Source organism: Streptomyces sp. TRD_SC_5, from assembly GCF_056836825.1.
In genome coordinates, this window is sequence record NZ_JBWZZS010000001.1 from 6374332 (window position 1) to 6391666 (window position 17335).

12 protein-coding genes are annotated in these 17335 nt (G+C 69.9%); 6 read left to right on the forward strand and 6 right to left on the reverse strand.

Translation table 11 applies throughout. The features are described 5' to 3' along the window. Nucleotides 1-25 precede the first annotated feature (25 nt). Together AC1P0E_RS29185 and AC1P0E_RS29190 are read left to right on the forward strand one after the other, a co-directional pair. Nucleotides 26-1240 (forward strand): acetyl-CoA C-acetyltransferase, encoded by a 1215-nt coding sequence (locus AC1P0E_RS29185; protein ID WP_482745092.1) that lies wholly within the window; start codon nt 26-28, stop codon nt 1238-1240. Nucleotides 1241-1274: 34 nt separating this feature from the next. Continuing rightward, nucleotides 1275-3449: a 3-hydroxyacyl-CoA dehydrogenase NAD-binding domain-containing protein gene (locus AC1P0E_RS29190; protein ID WP_482745093.1), complete on the forward strand. Its 2175-nt coding sequence runs from the start codon at nt 1275-1277 to the stop codon at nt 3447-3449. A 126-nt stretch (nt 3450-3575) separates the two neighbouring features. On the opposite strand, the gene AC1P0E_RS29195 is transcribed toward AC1P0E_RS29190, so the two are convergent. Then, nucleotides 3576-4307, reverse strand: coding sequence for a MerR family transcriptional regulator (locus AC1P0E_RS29195; protein WP_482745094.1), 732 nt, complete (start codon nt 4305-4307; stop codon nt 3576-3578). Nucleotides 4308-4438: 131 nt separating this feature from the next. Between AC1P0E_RS29195 and AC1P0E_RS29200 the strand changes: the two genes are divergently transcribed. Then, entirely contained in the window at nt 4439-6265 is a 1827-nt protein-coding gene (locus AC1P0E_RS29200; RefSeq protein WP_482745095.1) for an AMP-dependent synthetase/ligase, read from the forward strand. A 112-nt stretch (nt 6266-6377) separates the two neighbouring features. Here AC1P0E_RS29200 and AC1P0E_RS29205 read toward each other — a convergent pair whose 3' ends face one another. From AC1P0E_RS29205 to sph, 5 genes are all read right to left on the reverse strand, one after another. After that, nucleotides 6378-7265: an MBL fold metallo-hydrolase gene (locus tag AC1P0E_RS29205; protein WP_482745096.1), complete on the reverse strand. Its 888-nt coding sequence runs from the start codon at nt 7263-7265 to the stop codon at nt 6378-6380. A gap of 277 nt (nt 7266-7542) precedes the next feature. Beyond that, complete coding sequence (locus AC1P0E_RS29210) at nt 7543-9207, reverse strand: FAD-binding oxidoreductase (protein WP_482745097.1); 1665 nt, start codon at nt 9205-9207, stop codon at nt 7543-7545. Between the two features lie 128 nt (nt 9208-9335). Beyond that, nucleotides 9336-10346: a cation diffusion facilitator family transporter gene (locus AC1P0E_RS29215; protein WP_482745098.1), complete on the reverse strand. Its 1011-nt coding sequence runs from the start codon at nt 10344-10346 to the stop codon at nt 9336-9338. A 77-nt stretch (nt 10347-10423) separates the two neighbouring features. Further along, the gene (locus AC1P0E_RS29220) at nt 10424-11638 is read right to left on the reverse strand and encodes an NAD(P)-binding protein (protein ID WP_482745099.1); all 1215 of its coding nucleotides are present in this window, start codon (nt 11636-11638) and stop codon (nt 10424-10426) included. 119 nt (nt 11639-11757) lie between these two features. Further along, nucleotides 11758-12762: a sphingomyelin phosphodiesterase gene (sph, locus tag AC1P0E_RS29225; protein WP_482745100.1), complete on the reverse strand. Its 1005-nt coding sequence runs from the start codon at nt 12760-12762 to the stop codon at nt 11758-11760. A 170-nt stretch (nt 12763-12932) separates the two neighbouring features. Between sph and AC1P0E_RS29230 the strand changes: the two genes are divergently transcribed. The 3 genes from AC1P0E_RS29230 (at nt 12933) to AC1P0E_RS29240 (ending at nt 17329) form a co-directional block, all read left to right on the forward strand. Beyond that, on the forward strand, nt 12933-13439 hold the full coding sequence (locus tag AC1P0E_RS29230; RefSeq protein ID WP_482745101.1) for a F0F1 ATP synthase subunit B family protein: 507 nt from the start codon (nt 12933-12935) through the stop codon (nt 13437-13439). A 40-nt stretch (nt 13440-13479) separates the two neighbouring features. Next, nucleotides 13480-14331, forward strand: a complete 852-nt coding sequence (locus AC1P0E_RS29235) for an oxygenase MpaB family protein (RefSeq protein WP_482745102.1) — start codon at nt 13480-13482, stop codon at nt 14329-14331. Nucleotides 14332-14545: 214 nt separating this feature from the next. Continuing rightward, complete coding sequence (locus tag AC1P0E_RS29240) at nt 14546-17329, forward strand: glycosyl hydrolase (RefSeq protein WP_482745103.1); 2784 nt, start codon at nt 14546-14548, stop codon at nt 17327-17329. Nucleotides 17330-17335: the final 6 nt, after the last annotated feature.

Here is a 17335-nt window from a genome sequence, read left to right on the forward strand (position 1 = left end):
ACGTACCCCTCGAAAGGCTGCTGTCTTGAGTACCGAAGCGTTTGTGTACGACGCGATCCGCACCCCGCGCGGACGCGGCAAGGCCAACGGCGCCCTGCACGGCACCAAGCCGATCGACCTCGTCGTCGGCCTCATCCACGAGATCCGCCGCCGCTTCCCCGACCTCGACCCGGCTGCCGTCGACGACATCGTCCTCGGCGTCGTCAGCCCGCTCGGTGACCAGGGCTCGGACATCGCGCGCACCGCCGCCGTGGCCGCCGGGCTGCCGGACACCGTCGCCGGCGTACAGGAGAACCGCTTCTGTGCGTCGGGTCTCGAAGCCGTCAACATGGCGGCGGCGAAGGTCCGTTCGGGGTGGGAGGACCTGGTTCTCGCGGGTGGCGTCGAGTCGATGTCGCGCGTCCCCATGGGCTCGGACGGCGGCGCCTGGGCCATGGACCCGATGACGAGCTGGGACACCGGCTTCGCGCCCCAGGGCATCGGCGCCGACCTCATCGCCACCATCGAGGGCTTCACCCGCCACGACGTCGACTCGTACGCCGCCCTGTCGCAGGAGCGGGCCGCCGAGGCGTGGAAGGACGGCCGCTTCAAGCGCTCGGTCGTCCCGGTCCTTGACCGCAACGGCCTGGTCGTCCTCGACCACGACGAGCACATGCGGCCCGGTACGACGGCCGAGTCGCTCGGCGCGCTCAAGCCGTCCTTCGCGATGATCGGAGAGCACGGCGGCTTCGACGCCGTCGCCCTGCAGAAGTACCACTGGGTCGAACAGATCGACCACGTCCACCACGCGGGCAACTCCTCCGGCATCGTCGACGGCGCGGCTCTCGTCGCCATCGGCTCGCAGGCGGTCGGCGAGCGCTACGGCCTGACGCCGCGCGCCCGCATCATCTCGGCCGCCGTGTCCGGCTCCGAGCCGACGATCATGCTGACCGGCCCCGCGCCCGCCACCCGCAAGGCGCTCGCCAAGGCCGGCCTGACCATCGACGACATCGACCTGGTCGAAATCAACGAGGCCTTCGCGGGCGTCGTACTGCGCTTCGTCAAGGACATGGGCATCTCCCTCGACAAGGTCAACGTCAACGGCGGCGCCATCGCCATGGGCCACCCGCTGGGCGCCACCGGCGCGATGATCCTCGGCACGCTCATCGACGAGCTGGAGCGCCGCGACCAGCGGTACGGCCTGGCCACGCTGTGCGTCGGCGGCGGCATGGGCATCGCCACCGTCATCGAGCGTCTCTGACCGTCCCGTCCCACCCTCACGGAGAAGAAAACTCATGAGCGAGAGCACCACCATCCGCTGGGAACAGGACGAGACCGGTGTCGTCACCCTCGTCCTCGACGACCCGAACCAGTCCGCGAACACCATGAACGCGGCCTTCAAATCCTCCATCGCGGCCATCGCCGACCGCGCGGAGGCCGAGAAGGAGTCCATCCGCGGCATCATCTTCACCTCCGCCAAGAAGACCTTCTTCGCGGGCGGCGACCTCAAGGACATGATCAAGGTCGGCCCGGAGAACGCCCAGCAGGCCTTCGACACCGGTACGGCGATCAAGGCATCCCTGCGCCGCATCGAGACCCTCGGCAAGCCCGTCGTCGCCGCCATCAACGGCGCGGCCCTCGGCGGCGGTTACGAGATCGCCCTCGCCTGCCACCACCGCGTCGCCCTCGACGCGCCCGGCTCCAAGATCGGCCTGCCCGAGGTCACGCTGGGTCTGCTCCCGGCGGGCGGCGGAGTCACCCGTACGGTACGCCTGATGGGCATCGCGGACGCGCTCCTCAAGGTCCTGCTCCAGGGCACCCAGTACAACCCGCAGCGCGCTCTGGAGAACGGCCTGGTCCACGAACTCGCCGCCACACCCGACGAGATGCTCGCCAAGGCGCGCGCCTTCATCGACGCGAACCCGGAGTCCCAGCAGCCCTGGGACGTAAAGGGCTACAAGATCCCCGGCGGCACCCCGTCCAGCCCGCGCTTCGCCGCGAACCTCCCCGCCTTCCCCGCCAACTTGAAGAAGCAGACGGCGGGCGCCCCCTACCCCGCCCCGCGCAACATCCTCGCGGCGGCCGTCGAGGGCTCGCAGGTCGACTTCGAGACCGCGCTGACCATCGAGGCGCGGTACTTCACGGAACTCGTCACGGGTCAGATCGCCAAGAACATGATCCAGGCGTTCTTCTTCGACCTCCAGGCCGTCAACTCCGGTGCCAACCGCCCCAAGGGCATCGAACCCCGCCCCGTACGCAAGGTCGCCGTCCTCGGCGCCGGCATGATGGGCGCGGGCATCGCGTACTCCTGCGCCCGCGCCGGCATCGAGGTCGTCCTCAAGGACGTCACGGCGGAGGCCGCCGCCAAGGGCAAGGCGTACTCGGAAAAACTGCTCGCGAAGGCGCTCTCGCGTGGCCGTACGACCGAGGCCAAGCGGGACGCGCTCCTGGCCCTCATCACACCGACCGCCGACCCGGCGGACCTGGCGGGCTGCGACGCCGTCATCGAGGCGGTGTTCGAGGACACCTCGCTCAAGCACAAGGTGTTCCAGGAGATCCAGGACATCGTCGAGCCGGACGCGCTGCTCTGCTCCAACACCTCCACGCTTCCCATCACCGGCCTGGCGGAAGGGGTTTTCCGGCCCGTCGACTTCATCGGCCTGCACTTCTTCTCGCCCGTCGACAAGATGCCGCTCGTCGAGATCATCAAGGGGGAGCGGACGGGTGACGAGGCGCTGGCGCGCGCGTTCGACCTCGTACGCCAGATCAAGAAGACGCCGATCGTCGTGAACGACTCGCGCGGCTTCTTCACCTCGCGCGTCATCGGCCAGTTCATCAACGAGGGCGTCGCGATGGTCGGCGAGGGCATCGAGCCCGCGTCCATCGAGCAGGCGGCGGCGCAGGCCGGCTACCCGGCGAAGGTCCTGTCCCTGATGGACGAGCTGACCCTCACCCTCCCGCGCAAGATCCGCAACGAGACGAAGCGGGCGGTCGAGGAGGCGGGCGGCACCTGGCCCGGGCACCCGTCGGACGCGGTCATCGACCGCATGGTCGACGAGTTCGGGCGTACGGGCCGAAGTGGCGGGGCGGGCTTCTACGAGTACGGCGAGGACGGCAAGCGCACGCGCCTGTGGCCGGGCCTGCGTGAGCACTTCACGAAGCCGGGGGCCGAGATTCCCTTCACCGACATGAAGGAGCGGATGCTCTTCTCCGAGGCGCTGGACACGGTCCGCTGCTTCGAGGAGGGCGTACTGACGTCGGTCGCCGACGCCAACATCGGCTCGATCATGGGCATCGGCTTCCCGGCCTGGACGGGCGGCGCGATCCAGTACATCAACGGTTACGAGGGCGGCCTGCCCGGCTTCGTGGCCCGCGCCCGCGAGCTGGCGGCGACCTACGGCGAGCGCTTCACGCCGCCGGCGCTGCTGGTGGAGAAGGCGGAGCGGGGGGAAAAGTTCAGCGACGCGTGATCCCACTGCGGACGCCGGGGCCCCTGCTCGCCGGGGCCCCGGCGCTGGGCAGGCGGGTGCCGCTGCGCGATTCTTCCCCTGCCCGCCGCCCCTTCCCGCTGTAACTCGGCCCCCGCACCCGCCCACTCACTCCGCACTGAACGCCGCCCGCAACTCCTCCTTCAGCGACCGCTGGAACGCCGTGACCAGCGCCTGCACCACCATCGGCTGCATATGCGCCGACAGCGACTTCATCGCCCTCACATGCTCAGGATCCGACTCGCGCTCCCGGTACGGCCCCCACACCTCGTCCTTGAAAAGATTCGTCAGCGCGTGCGCCGCCGACCGGGTGTGCTCCAGCAGAATCGTTCGGGCCGCGAGGATCGTCTCGTGGGCTATGGGAACACCGAGGAGCTGGATGCCGAGGCCCAGCAGCCCGGGGTCGACGCGAAAGGCGTCGGGGGAGTCGGCGCGCTCGAGGACCTCCATCGCGGTGAGCCGGTCGATGTCCTCCTCCGACAGGGGCCGCCCCGCCCGGCGATCGAGCTCCGCACGGGTCGCGTCCTCCGCCGAGTCCGGCGACGCCCAGCTCGCGACCAGCGCACGGTGGATCGCCAGATCGTGCGCGCTCAGGTCGGCCGGCAACTGCTCCACGTAGCGCTCGATCGCGGCGAGCGTCATGCCATGGTGCTGAAGCTCCTCGATGAGCGCGAGTCGCGACAGGTGGGCGGGACCGTAGTGACCCACGCGGCGCGGACCGATCACGGGCGGCGGCAGCAACCCACGCGTGCTGTAGAAGCGCACCGTACGCACCGTGACCCCGGCCCGTGCGGCCAGCTCGTCTACCGTGAGCGTCGGCTCCTCGGTGTCCGTCGTCATGTCTGCGCCTCGCTTCCCGCTGCTGTGAACCGACCAACCGCTACCGCTGTGCTGCAATTCAGTGCAACAGTATTGCTGTCTCACCACTGTTGTGAAAGCGTCCGGCCATTCCATGGCGACAGGAGGCGGTCATGACCACGATCCTGCGACTTCCCGGGGAGCCCGCGGAACTCACGCTCCCCGCTCTGCTCCTGCGCAACGCCGAGGACCACGGCGACTTGCCCGCCCTCTCCTGGAGAGCCGGCAGCGGTACGGGGTGGACCACCCTCACCTGGAGCGAGGTTCGGCGGAAGGCCGCCGTGCTGGCCGCCGGGTACGCGGCGCTGGGAGTGGAGCGCGGCGAGCACGTACTGCTGATGATGGGCAACAGGCCCGAACACTGGCTCACCGACCTGGCCCTCACCCACCTCGGCGCCGTACCCGTGACGGTGTACGGGACGGCCGCGCCGGAGCAGATCACGCACATCGCCCGGCACAGCCGTGCCCGCTTCGCCGTCGTCGAGGCCGCGCGGGAGCTGGAGCGCTGGGAGCCGCTGCTGGCGGACACCGGGACTCCGCTGGAAAAGCTGGTGGTCGTGGAGGCCGCCGACGCCGGACCCCACCGTACGTACGGCTCACTGCACGCCACCGGCGCCCGCCTCCACCGCCCCGACGCCTTCGAGAAGGGCTGGTACGAGACCCGGCCCGAGGACACGCTGACCGTCCTCTACACCTCGGGAACCACCGGCGACCCGAAGGCCGTACCGATCACGCACCGCATGGTCGTCGCGAACGCGCTGGCGCTCGACCGGGCCGTCGAGCTGCCCGACCACGTCGAGCACCTCTGCTACCTGCCCTTCGCGCACATCGCGGAGCGGATGCTCGGCATGTACCTGCCCGTTTTCCGCGCCTCGCACGTCTACCTCTGTGCGGACCCGGCCACGGTCGCGGCGACGGCGCGCGAGCTGCACCCGGCGCAGTTCTTCGGCGTACCGAGGGTGTGGGAGAAGCTCGCCGCGTCCGTACGGGCCGCACTCGCCGCACTGCCGGCGGAGCAGCGGGCGGCGGTCGAGGCGGCGGGGGAGACAGCGCGCGAGCACGTGGGGTACCGGGAGCGGGGGTCGGAACCGCCGGCCGAGCTGGAGGCGGCGTACCGGCGGGCGAAGGAGCGGATCATCGACCCGCTGCTCGCGAAAGCCGGCTTCGACCGCCTGGCGTGGACGGCGAGCGCGTCAGCGCCGATGCCGCTCGATGTGGTCAGGTTCTGGGCGGGGTTCGGCATCGTGATCATGGACGCGTGGGGCCTGACGGAGACCGTGGGGGTCTGCACGTCCAACAGCCCGGCCGCCTTCCGGCTCGGCTCGGTGGGCCGGCCGCTCGACGGAATCGAGCTGCGGATCGCGGAGGACGGCGAGATATTGGTCCGTGGGGAGACCGTCTTCGCGGGCTATCTGCTGGCGGACGGGTCAGTGGACGGCGCGTCGCACGCAGCCGACGAGTGGTTCGCGACGGGCGACGTCGGCCGCGTCGACGAGGACGGCTTCCTCTGGCTGACCGACCGCAAGAAGGAAATGATCGTCACGTCGACCGGCAAGAACGTCTCACCGGCGCTCGTCGAGAACGCGTTGAAAGAACACCCCTTGATAGGCCAGGCCCTGGTCCACGGCGACGGCCACTCCTACCTGGTCGCCCTGCTGGTCCTCGACGCGGAGATGGCACCTGCGTGGGCGGCCGGGCAGGGCATCGAGGGAGACCTGGCGGCTTTGACGGAGCACCCTGCCGTACGGGACGAAATCGCGCGGGCGGTCGAGACGGCCAACGCACGCCTCAACCGCACGGAACAGATCAAGCGCTACAGGCTGCTCACGCATGAATGGGCCCCGGAAACAGGCGAGCTGACGCCTTCGCTGAAGCTGCGCCGCCGGATGATCCGTGACAAGTACGCGAACGAGATCGACGCCCTGTACGCCGAGTCCTGACCGTCAGTGGCGGCGCCGCCGGCCCGAGCCGGCGGCGGCGTACCGCCGTCGGCACGGGGAGCGGGCCGCCAACGACTTCGCCCTGGGCGCGGCCGGGGCGCACCCTCCGCTCCTACAGGGGCAGCGTGTGCAAGTGCCGCGGCTCCAGTACCTCGGCGCCATAGGCGCTGACCGTGGAGCGCAGAGCGGTGACGGCGTCCTTCCTCACGCTGGAATCCAGCTCGGGCGAGAGCAGCGATGTGAGCATGTCGTCATGGTGGCTCGGCACGACGATGGACGGCTTGCCGAGCACCTCCATGGCCCGTTCCACGTAACGGTGGACAGCGGCCTGCCCGCTGATACCGAGCACAAGCACGTCGGGGCGGGCGCCCTGGAGCTCACGTTCGGAGAGGTTCGCAGTACCGCTGAGAAACATCACCCGCAACTCGTCGCCCACGGTGACCTGGTAAGCCAGTGTCCCGCCTTCCCTCATGTCCCCCAACGTGCGGACCTGGGAGGGCGGATCAGTCAGTGTGCCCGGCGCAAAGAAGCCGTGATTCCCGTACTGACTGTGCAGGCTGCGGAACACCTCCACTGTGTAGGCGGGCGGTTCAGCGGTCGGACCTGCCGGGAACCGCAACAGCTCGCCACCACTCACCACGATGCATTCGTCCACGCGTTTCTGCCGCGCGCCCATGGCATGCAGCAGGTGTCGGCTCGTCTCCCCGCACAGCGTGCGGATCGAATCGTCGCGCCATTGTCTGCGGTTGAGCAGGTGCGGGACATCGAGCAGATGGTCGAAGTGTCCGTGCGTGACGAGGATGAGCTCCGGAGGTTCGGGCAGATGGCGGCGTACGATCGTCTCGACGGTCTCACTGTCGGGCTTCAGGGCTCTGTCCGGGTCGATGGCGCTGCCGCCCGGTACGCGATATTCCTGACGCGAGAGGTACGGATCAACCAGGATCCGGTGCTCTCCGAAAGCCAGCTCCCAGCCCGCCACTCCGAGCCAGCGCAGGGACACCGCACCGCCGGTGCCTCGGCGCCGCCTTCGCTCGTCCGCTGCGGCGGAAGCCGTGCCCGTACCCACTCCGAGAGCTACGCCGGCAGCAGTTCCCGCCACCGCTCCCCGGAGTAACCCACGCCGCCCGACTCCCGCGCCATTTACCGCGCTGCCGCTGCCGCCGCCGATGTCACCTGTCTCGCATGCGCCACACATGAAGCAATCCCCAGTTCCTTGACCGTAAGAAGGTGTGATCAAGGACGCAACCCCCGAACCTGTGGTTGCAGGTGGGCTTGCCCTATGTGGTCGGGGGCACGGAGACGGACTGGGCGTGGCGGAAGATGTCGTGCGGGTCCCACGACTTCTTGGCTTGTTGCAGGCGTTTGTAGTTGCTCTTGTAGTACAGCTGGTGCCAGGACTGGCCCGAGGTGTTGAGGTTGGTCGTGTCCGAGAGGTCGACGTCGGGGTAGTTGATGTAGCAGCCGTCCGTGTTCGACGTCCTGGTCGCGGGGAGAGCCGGATCGACCACCGCCGGTACTCCGCCGGTGGGCCGGTAGACGTCCTGGTAGAAGTTCCTGATCCAGCGCAGGTGCGGGCCGGCGATCTCCGGGTCCTGCTCGGCGTCCCGGTAGTCGTAGACCCCGTTCTTGTCGGCGTCCTTCCCCCAGGTCCAGTAGGCCTGGTACTGGAGTTTCAGGACCGAGGAGCGCTGCGGAACGGCCGTGTCCCCGGCTCCCACGTCGTTGATCGCCCCGCCGTAGGAGTCGACCTGAACCAGGGCGTCGGGATTGCTGTAGCCGGAGTCGGTGAGGTGGCGGTGGATCGCGTCGATCTGGTGATCGGTGAAGCCCTTCGTCATGTACGCCGACTTGTACTTGCCGCAGCGGTTGGGGCCCGAGTCGTTGATGCTCTGCGTGGCGGTCAGCCACGGGAGCCGGGTGGGGATGAACAGCGCTCCCTGCGCCGGATGCTCGCCGATCGCCTGGTCCAGTGGTGTCTCGGCGATCTGGTATGTGCCGTCCTTCTTCTTGAAATCCTTGGTGATCCAGTCGAGGAAGGCGGCGAGGCGGTCCGCCGCGTGCGGTTCGGTGCCGTCGAGTTGGATCGTCAGACCGACCTTTCCGCTGCTCATGTGGGTGAGCTTCAGCAGGGTGAACATGTCTCGGTACGTATAGGTGCCGAAGGAGGCGGCCGGGAGCGTTCCGTTCTGCTCGTACTCGAAGAACTGCCCGTAGCGGCGGACGAGCGACTTGAAGAGCTCAGGGTGTTCGCGGAAGTCCTTCCACTGCCAGGCGACGGACCTGGCCAGCACCTGGGCGGGAGGACTCGGCAGACCTCGGAACCAATAGCGTGTGATGACGCCGTAGTTGCCGCCGCCTCCACCGGTGTGCGCCCACCACAGGTCGCGCAGCGACGCGTCGGTCGAGTCCTTGCAGGCCACCGTCTTCCTGGGATTCTTGCCGTCGGCGACGGTGACCACCTCGACGGCGTACAGGTAGTCCACCGTCAGGCCGAACTGCCTGGAGAGCAGGCCGTAGCCGCCGCCCGAGACGTGGCCGCCGAGCCCGACCGAGTAGCAGGAGCCACCGGGCAGAGCCAGGCCGGTCGACCGGTAGAGCTGCGTGGTGCTGTGCCAGTTCGTCGCACCCGCCTCGATGCAGTACGCCTTCATCTCCTGGTCGTAATGGACGCGGTTCATCTGGCTCATGTCGATGGTGACGCCGACATCCCCCGACGAGACGAAGTTCTCGTAGCAGTGACCGCCGGAGCGCACGGTGATCCGGCGTTTGCGTCGAAGGTTGGCAGGGTCGCCGACGAACTTGGCGAGCGCCGCCACCACGTCGTCCGCCGTCGTGGCCACCACGACATAGTCCGGATGGGCGATCCAGCGCTGGTTGAACCCCCGGCGCAAAGCGTCATAGCGCGCGTCATCGGGGCCCACTTCGATCGGATTCGCAGCCATGGCGTCCCCCCAGGCAGATCAGACATCCTCGAACTCACTCTAAGTTACCAGCGATGTGCGGTGCGTCACCGCACTCGTTCGGGTGAATGCCACCTCTGCCGTCACCGGCGCGGTCGAAGGGCAACGCGTCAGGAGAAGTGGTGAGCCAGCGGCGCGTGCGGGTCCGGGGCCGCCGGCTGCGGTGCGTGGTCCACGTGCACCGTGGCGCCGGTCAGGCGGTCGACCGCGTGCAGCAGAGCGTGCTCGGCCGCCACCGCCACCGCGTGTGCCTGGACCACCGTCAGGCCGGGGTCGACCACCACGGACGTCTCGGCGCGCAGGCTGTGCCCGAGCCACCGCATGCGGACGGCGCCCACGGCCCGTACGCCCGCGACATGCGAGAGCGCGTGCTCGGCCTCGTCCACGAGCGCCGGATCCACCGCGTCCATCAGCCGGTGCCAGACCTCACGCGCCGCGCCGCGCAGCACCAGCACGATCGCGGCCGTGATCAGCAGCCCGATCAGGGGGTCGGCGTAACGCCAGCCGAGTGCAGAACCGCCCGCTCCCAGCAGCACGGCGAGGGAGGTGAAGCCGTCGGTGCGGGCGTGCAGCCCGTCGGCGACCAGCGCGGCCGAGCCGATCTTCCTGCCGGTACGGATACGGGCCCGCGCCACCCACTCGTTCCCCGCGAAGCCGATCAGGCCCGCCGCGGCGACGGCCGGGAGATGGCTGACCTCCTGCGGATCGAGAAGGCGCCGCGTCGCCTCGTACCCGGCGAACACCGCGGAGGCGGCGATCACCAGCACCACGAACACGCCTGCCAGATCCTCGGCCCGCCCGAAGCCGTAGGTGTAGCGGCGGGTCGCCGCGCGCCGCCCCAGCAGGAAGGCGACGGCGAGGGGCAGGGCGGTCAGGGCGTCGGTGGCGTTGTGGACGGTGTCGCCGAGCAGCGCGACCGAGCCGGACATCGCGGCTACCACGGCCTGGGCGGCGGTGGTGGCCGCGAGGACGGCGAAGGAGAACCAGAGGGTCCGCAGCCCTGCCGCCGACGCTTCGAGCGCGGGGTCGATCCGGTCCTGATGGCCATGGTGATGACGGCGCCCGTGTCCGTGGCCGTGTCCGCCGTGCCCATGTCCGTGCCCGTCTCCGTGACCCGCCATGCAGTCACAGTGGCACAGCAACTCCCTTGCAGCCACTGCCGAAAAACAGCCCGCGACCAGGTGCGAACCGCTCGCGATTACGGCGCGGAAGAGCGCTCCGAGCGCTCCGAGCGTGCCTCAAGTACTTCACGCGCCCCACGGGCTCCCCGTACCTCCCGTACCGCACCCTCCGCAGCCCGGATCCCGCTGAAGATCGCGATCTCCCCCCGCATGCCGGGCGCGGCCACCATGTCCCCCGCCAGGTACACCCCGTCGCCCCGCTCGATCGCCGGACGGTCCCGCCACGTCGTCCCCGGCAGGTCGAGCGCCCCGGTCCGGCCCTTCGCCGTGGCCGTGCGCTGCCAGGTCGTCCGCTCCCGCCACCCCGGCACCGTCAGTTCGGTCAGCGCGTCGAGCCGCTCCCGCGCCTCGCCGACGCTCTCGCCCGCCCGTACCGGCATGTCCTGCTGGAACAGGGACTCCCCACGCGGCGCGATCGTCGCGTCCTGCATCGAGTACGCCTCGTGGAAGCCACCCGCGTCGAGGTCGATCGCGAGGAAGCGGTCCCGCCGGTCGCTGCGCACCGCCAGATCGCGCATCACGCAGTGCCCGCTCTCCCAGCGCAGCGAGTCGTCGCCCAGCAGCCCGCGCGCCGAGGACAATTCCGTCGCCACGATCACCGGCCTGCCGCTCGGCAGCTCCGTCAGCCGCGTCCCGGTATGGACCCGTACGCCGAGCTGCCTCGCCCGGGCCTCCATGCGGTCGATCACGCCCTGCCAGCCGCCCGCCACCCACCGCACGGTCGGCACAGTCGGCGCGTACACCCGTCGGAACAGTTCCCACACGAAGGCGGCCGACAGCCGTCCCGTGTCGGCGTCGTACGTCACCACACCGAGCGCGTTGGCCGCGGCCCGCGAAGCCCTCTCCCCGTAGCGCCGGGCGGCCCAGTCGTGGAAGGTCTCGTCGACCGGCGCGGTACGCGGACGGCCCGGCAGCACCATCCGCCCCAGCCCTGCGGGTGGCAGGAGCCGCAGGCGCCCGTCGCGCACGAAACCGGCCTTGGCCTGTCGCAGGGGCGGCAGGCCGGACGGGCCGGTCAGCCCGCGCTCGGTGAGCCACCTCCAGTGCGGCAGATCGCTGTAGAAAACGTGCGGGCCCTCATGCGCGACGTACGGCGCGGACGTGGCCCTCCCTCGTCCTCCGAGCGAGCCGTGCGCCTCGTACAGGTCCACGCGTACGTCGGCCTCCGCGCACGCGATCGCGGAAACCAGACCCGCGATTCCGCCGCCGACCACAGTCACATACCCAGGCATGTCCTTCTCCTTCGGCCCGTCCGTTCCGGTCTTCTGCTCACCAGGACGGACGGGCCGGCGCGGAATGTGACATCAGCCCGCAGACTTCAGTCCGCAGACATCAGCCCCCACTCATGCGGTCAGCGACCGCTCGCCACCACCGGGTAGTGGTCGCTCAGATTCGTGTACGTGTACTGCTTTCCCCAGCTGGAGACGGTCCAGGGCGCGCTCTGCTCCTTGATCACCTCGTTCGTCCAGCCTTCCGGCTTGACGTGCCCGGCGCGATGCAGGACGTAGTCCAGGTCCTCGCGCGGGTCGTCCGGGTAGCGCTCGGAGGCGATCGAGTTGTCGGCGGTGTCGAAGGAGTAGGGGTGGCCGGTGCGCGCGTCGTCGCCGGTCAGGCCGCCGTCGGCGAGCATCGTGCCGTACTCCGGGCTGTGCGAGTCGACATTGAAGTCACCCGCGACGATCACCTGCTCGGAGGCCGGGATGTTCTTGCCGTCGAGGAAGGCGTCGATCGCCTTGAACTGCCGGCTGCGCATCTGGGCCGCCTCGCCCGCGCCGCAGCCCGGGTCGGTGGACTGGGCGTGCGTGCCGACCACGTGGACCTTGGCGCCGTTCACGTCCAGTACGGCGTACACGAAGCCCTTGTTGGAGTACCAGTCGGCGCCGCACGCGTCCTTGTAGACGTACTGCTCCTTGCGCACGACGGGCCACTTGCTGAGAATCGCGACCCCGCCGTCCTCGGGAGTCGTCGAGGAGTACGAGCCGCCGGTCGCGTCCCAGCCGGTCTTGCTGCGGCCCAACACCGGCGTCTGGTGGGGGTACTGCGCCGCGGCGTTGCTCTTCAGCGCGTCGGAGGCGCCGTTGTCGAAGGCCTCCTGGACGACGACGAGGTCGTTGCCCTGGAAGAACGAGGCCGCGGGTATGGCCTTCGCGCGGTGGTCCTGGCCCCAGTTCGGATAGAGGTTCTTGCTGAACAGGAAGGCGTTGTACGACAGCACCTTCAGCGAAGGCACGGCAGCCGCGGCGGCCGGGGCCACCGGGGCCGCGGAGGCGGACGGGGCGGTCGCGGCAAGTGTGGCGGCTGCCAGTACGGTGGCCAGGGCTGCGCCAGGGGTACGGCGGAGCGCGGAGTGCGGCACTGGAACTCCCGTTGGGGTGGGGGGTGATGGTCGGGCGCGGCATATCCAACCAGCCGGAGTTACCTTCCGGTAGCCATTGGGCGGCGTACGTCTTGCAGGACGCACATGATCTCCCCAACTCGTGTTACTGGTGGGGTTGGCGCAGGTGTGCGAATGGGTAGGTCCCGGGCATGAACTCGCAATTACTGCCCATGAACATAGGCCCGCTCAATCCGGGCGTTCCCGAACTCGTCGTCAGCCTCGTGCTCTTCGCCGCCGTGTTCTGGCTCTTCTCCCGAGTCCTCCTGCCCCGTGTCACGAAGGTCCTGGCGCAGCGCGAGGCGAGCACCACCGGACGTGAGGCGGAGGCCGAGGAACTGCGCGCCGAGGCCGCCCAGGTCCGCGCCCTGTACGAGTCAGCGCTCGCCGACGCCCGGCACGCCGCCGCCAGGACCCGCCAGCGGGCGCACGAAGAGGGCGTCGCCCTGATCGCCGCCGCCCGCGCGGACGGTATGCGCGTACGCGAGCGGATACTCATCGACGGGGCCGCCGTCATAGCCGCCGAACGGGCCGCCGCCGAGGCCGTGCTCCGCCCGCACGCCGACGGCCTGGCTCGGGAACTGGCCGGCCGGATCCTCGGCGAGCCCGTCCCGGCACCGGCCGCGGACCACCGGCCGGCCGCCGGCCACCGGCCGTAGCGAGTCCCCGGGCCGGAGACCCGAATCGCATACTGGAGGCATGAAGATCAGTGGGCAGGACCCCGTCCCGCCTCCGCCCGGCGGCGTCCTGTGGTCGGTCGCCGGTGACGTGCGCGCGGTGCTCATGCTGCCGGCCGCACTCACCCTGCAGGTCGCGCGCCCGGCCGTCGGCGCGGGCGTCGACCAGCACTCCGTCTTCCGGACGGACCCCTGGGGACGCGGCGAGCGGTCGCTGCGCTCCGTGCAGCTGTGGGTGTACGGGGGAGAGGCGGGAGTCGAGGAGGGCCGCCGGCTGCGGCAGCTGCACAAGAGCATCCAGGGCGCCGACGCGCACGGCCGTCCCTATCACGCGCTCGACCCGGCCCACTACTCCTGGGTCCACGCCACCGGCTTCCCCTGCTACCAGCACGCCCTGCGCTATCTCTTCCGGCCGCTGACCGAGGCGCAGGAGCGGCAGCTGTACGCCGAGTGGCTGCGGGTCGGCCGCATCCTGGGCATCAACGACCGGGACATGCCGCAGACCATCGAGGAGTTCTGGCCGTACTACCGCAAGGTGCTCGCGGAGGAGCTGGAAGCGACCGTCGTGGTGCGGGAACTGATCGCCACCGACAGTCCGGTGCCCGCCCCGGACCGGGGACCGCTGCCGGTACGTCTCGTGCTGCGCGCCCTGTGGCCCGTTCTGTTGCCGCCGCTGGCCCGCTTCAGGGCGTTCGTCACCGTCGGCTACCTGCCGCCGGACGCGCGCGAGGCGCTCGGGCTGGAGTGGAGCGACGCGCAGGAGCGCAGGCTGCGCCGGTTCAGCCGCGTCGTACGCACCCTGGTCCCGCTGCTGCCGGAGCGGCTGCGTTATCTGCCGCTGGCCCGCCAGGCCAGGGCAAGGCGCCGGAAGTAGTTCGCCCACAGCAGCCGAGAGCGCTCTCTCCTCTCCACTCGGAGCATGCTCCCGTCCGCCCGTCGCGTCAACACTTGAACGCGCGGCGGACTACCACGCCCTCAACTGCCGTCTGTGTCACATGTATTGACACTTGTATTTCAGAAGTTTTACGTTCCCTGCTATCTGAGAGCGCTCTCGGACGCCCTTCCCCCACGATTTCGAGGTGCCGTCCATGCCAGCTCCTCCCTTCAGAACCGCGTCCGCGCTGATCCTCGTCTCCGCCTTGGCCGCCCTCGGCCTCGGATCCGCCGCTGCCCCGGCGGCCGCCGCCACCATCCCCGTCGGGTCCGGCAGTTACTCCGACGTACGCCCCGCCGGAACGTCCGGGCCCACCACCAACACCGGCACGCCCGTCACCCCCAAGCTCACCCCGGCCGCGAAGGACAAGCCGCTCCCCACCAACGACTGGTGGTCCTCCCTCGCCTTCCAGCGGTACGGCGACAATCCGCACTCCACACCCATGTACGGCCACCCGCTCACCTACCAGGCCACCGCCGCCGGCCTGGAAGTCGGCTACCCGACCACCCCCGCCGTCGTCGGCGACGGGCGCCAGTACGAGTACGCCCACAAGCGTGACCTCACGCTCGGGCTGACCGGCCTCAACTCCCCGGACACCAAGGCCGACGACTGGTCCGACTGGACCGTCACCCCCTACTGGTCCGACGGCGCCCGCACCCTGCGCACCACCATCGGCCACGGCCTGCCCTTCGTATACGCCAAGGGCTCTGGCGGCAGCGCCCAGATCACCACCGCCGGGGCCCCCGCCGTCTTCTCCGACCAGGGCAACGTCCTCGGCATCACCGTCGCCGGCCACCACTACGCGCTCTTCGCACCGACCGGCAGCGACTGGAACATCGCCGGATCCACGCTCACCGCGGGCCTCGGCGCGAAGGACTACTTCTCGCTCGCCGTACTGCCCTCCACCGACGCCCTCGCGACGTACAAGAAGTACGCGTACAGCTTCGTCACCGGCTCCAGGGCGAGCTGGGACACCACGGGCGGCACGGTGAAGGCGACGTACACCCTCACCACCGAGGCGAAGGAGGGCACTCAGACGGGCACGCTCCAGGCTCTCTACCGCCACCAGTGGCTGCACACGACCGACCCGCTCACCCCGTACACCTACATCTCGCCGCGCGGCACGATGAAGGTCCGCGAAAGCACCTCCTTCACCACCAGCCAGCGGGCCTCCGGCGTGCTGCCCGCACTGCCGCAGTCGAGCGGCGTCGACAAAGCCAGACTCAGGGGCTACCTGACCGAGGCCGCGAACGCCGCCGACCCGTTCTCCGGCGCCACCGACACCTACTGGACCGGCAAGGCGCTGGGCCGCCTGGCCCAGCTCGTACCGGTCGCCGACCAGATCGGTGAGACCGCCGTCCGCGACAAGCTCCTCGGTCTGATGAAGGGACGCCTCCAGGACTGGTTCACGGCCGGCGGCGCCAACGAGTTCTCGTACGACAAGACCTGGAAGACGCTGACCGGCTATCCGGCGTCGTACGGCAGCGACACCGAGCTCAACGACCACCACTTCCACTACAGCTACTACGTCTACGCCGCCGCGATCGTCGCCCAGTACGACCAGGCCTGGGCCGCCGACTCCGCGTGGGGCGGCATGGTGAAGACGCTCGTACGGGACGCCGCCAACCCCAGCCGCACGGACACCGCGTTCCCCTTCCTGCGCGGTTTCGACGTGTACGCCGGGCACAGCTGGGCGTCGGGCCACCAGGGCTTCGCGGCCGGCAACAACCAGGAGTCGTCCTCCGAGTCGACCAACCTCAGCGCCGGACTCGTCCTGTGGGGCGCGGCGACCGGCGACACGGCCCTGCGCGACCTCGGAACGTACCTCCTGACCACCGAGTCCGAGGCGATCGCGCAGTACTGGTTCGACGCCGACGAGCAGGTCTTCCCCTCCGCCTTCGGCCACGACACGGTCGGCATGGTGTGGGGGAGCGGCGGGGCGTACGCCACCTGGTGGACGGCCAACCCGGAGGAGATCCACGGCATCAACGTCCTCCCGGTGACCGGCGGTTCACTGCACCTGGGCGGCGAGAAGACCGCCATCCGGCGCAACCTCGCCGAGATGGAACGCGAGAACGGCGGGCCCGCCGTCGAATGGCGCGACATCCTCTGGGAATTCCAGTCGCTGGCCGACCCGGCCGCCGCCAAGGCCAAGTGGGACGCGGGGCACGCCGCCTACACGCCCGAGCAGGGCGAGTCCAAGGCGCACACCTACCACTGGATCAGCACCCTCGACACGCTCGGCGCGCCCGACGCGACGGTGAGCGGTGACATCCCGACGTCCGCCGTCTTCACCAAGGGGACGGTACGGACGTACGCCGCCCACAACCACACCTCCACCGCCCGCACCGTGACCTTCACGGACGGCGGGAAGCTCACCGTCCCCGCCCGCTCGACCGCGACGGGCACCGGCACGGGTGGCACGGACCCGGACCCGGATCCCGATCCCGAACCGCCCACCGGCAACACCTTCCAACTGCGCACCGGAGGCGCCCTCACCACCACTCCGGGCACCACGGCCGCCACCGACACCATCGCCTCGGCCGGCGGTGCCAACCACGACGGCACCCCGCACCAGCCCCTGACGTACACGGCCAAGGGAGTAAACGGCACGCTCAAGTCCGGTACGCCGACGGCCTTCCGCCTCCAGCTCGACGCCGGCACGACGGTCGGCCTCGGCCAGCAGGCGCGCGTCAGCTACGACTTGACGGGCGACGGAACCTACGACCGGACGGAGACCTACAACTACTTCGCGACCGACCCGGTGGCGGGCTGGGAGGAGTACACCCAGGCACGCGGTCTCAAGTCGGCGACCGGCACCCTCGGCGACCTCAAGGGTGGCACCGTGCGCCTCGAAGTGTGGAGCGCCATCGGCAACGGAACGGCGAAACTCCGCACCGGAACGGGCGATTCGGTCCTGGTGGTCCCCTTCCAGTAACCGGAA

Excerpts from the sequence above, each read along its gene's own strand:
- AC1P0E_RS29235 (WP_482745102.1), top strand. The coding sequence starts at position 13,480 with ATGAAGATCAGTGGGCAGGACCCCGTCCCGCCTCCGCCCGGCGGCGTC.
- AC1P0E_RS29195 (WP_482745094.1), bottom strand. The coding sequence starts at position 4,307 with ATGACGACGGACACCGAGGAGCCGACGCTCACGGTAGACGAGCTGGCC.
- AC1P0E_RS29215 (WP_482745098.1), bottom strand. The coding sequence starts at position 10,346 with ATGGCGGGTCACGGAGACGGGCACGGACATGGGCACGGCGGACACGGC.
- AC1P0E_RS29190 (WP_482745093.1), top strand. The coding sequence starts at position 1,275 with ATGAGCGAGAGCACCACCATCCGCTGGGAACAGGACGAGACCGGTGTC.
- AC1P0E_RS29210 (WP_482745097.1), bottom strand. The coding sequence starts at position 9,207 with ATGGCTGCGAATCCGATCGAAGTGGGCCCCGATGACGCGCGCTATGAC.
- AC1P0E_RS29220 (WP_482745099.1), bottom strand. The coding sequence starts at position 11,638 with ATGCCTGGGTATGTGACTGTGGTCGGCGGCGGAATCGCGGGTCTGGTT.
- AC1P0E_RS29230 (WP_482745101.1), top strand. The coding sequence starts at position 12,933 with ATGAACTCGCAATTACTGCCCATGAACATAGGCCCGCTCAATCCGGGC.
- AC1P0E_RS29240 (WP_482745103.1), top strand. The coding sequence starts at position 14,546 with ATGCCAGCTCCTCCCTTCAGAACCGCGTCCGCGCTGATCCTCGTCTCC.
- AC1P0E_RS29200 (WP_482745095.1), top strand. The coding sequence starts at position 4,439 with ATGACCACGATCCTGCGACTTCCCGGGGAGCCCGCGGAACTCACGCTC.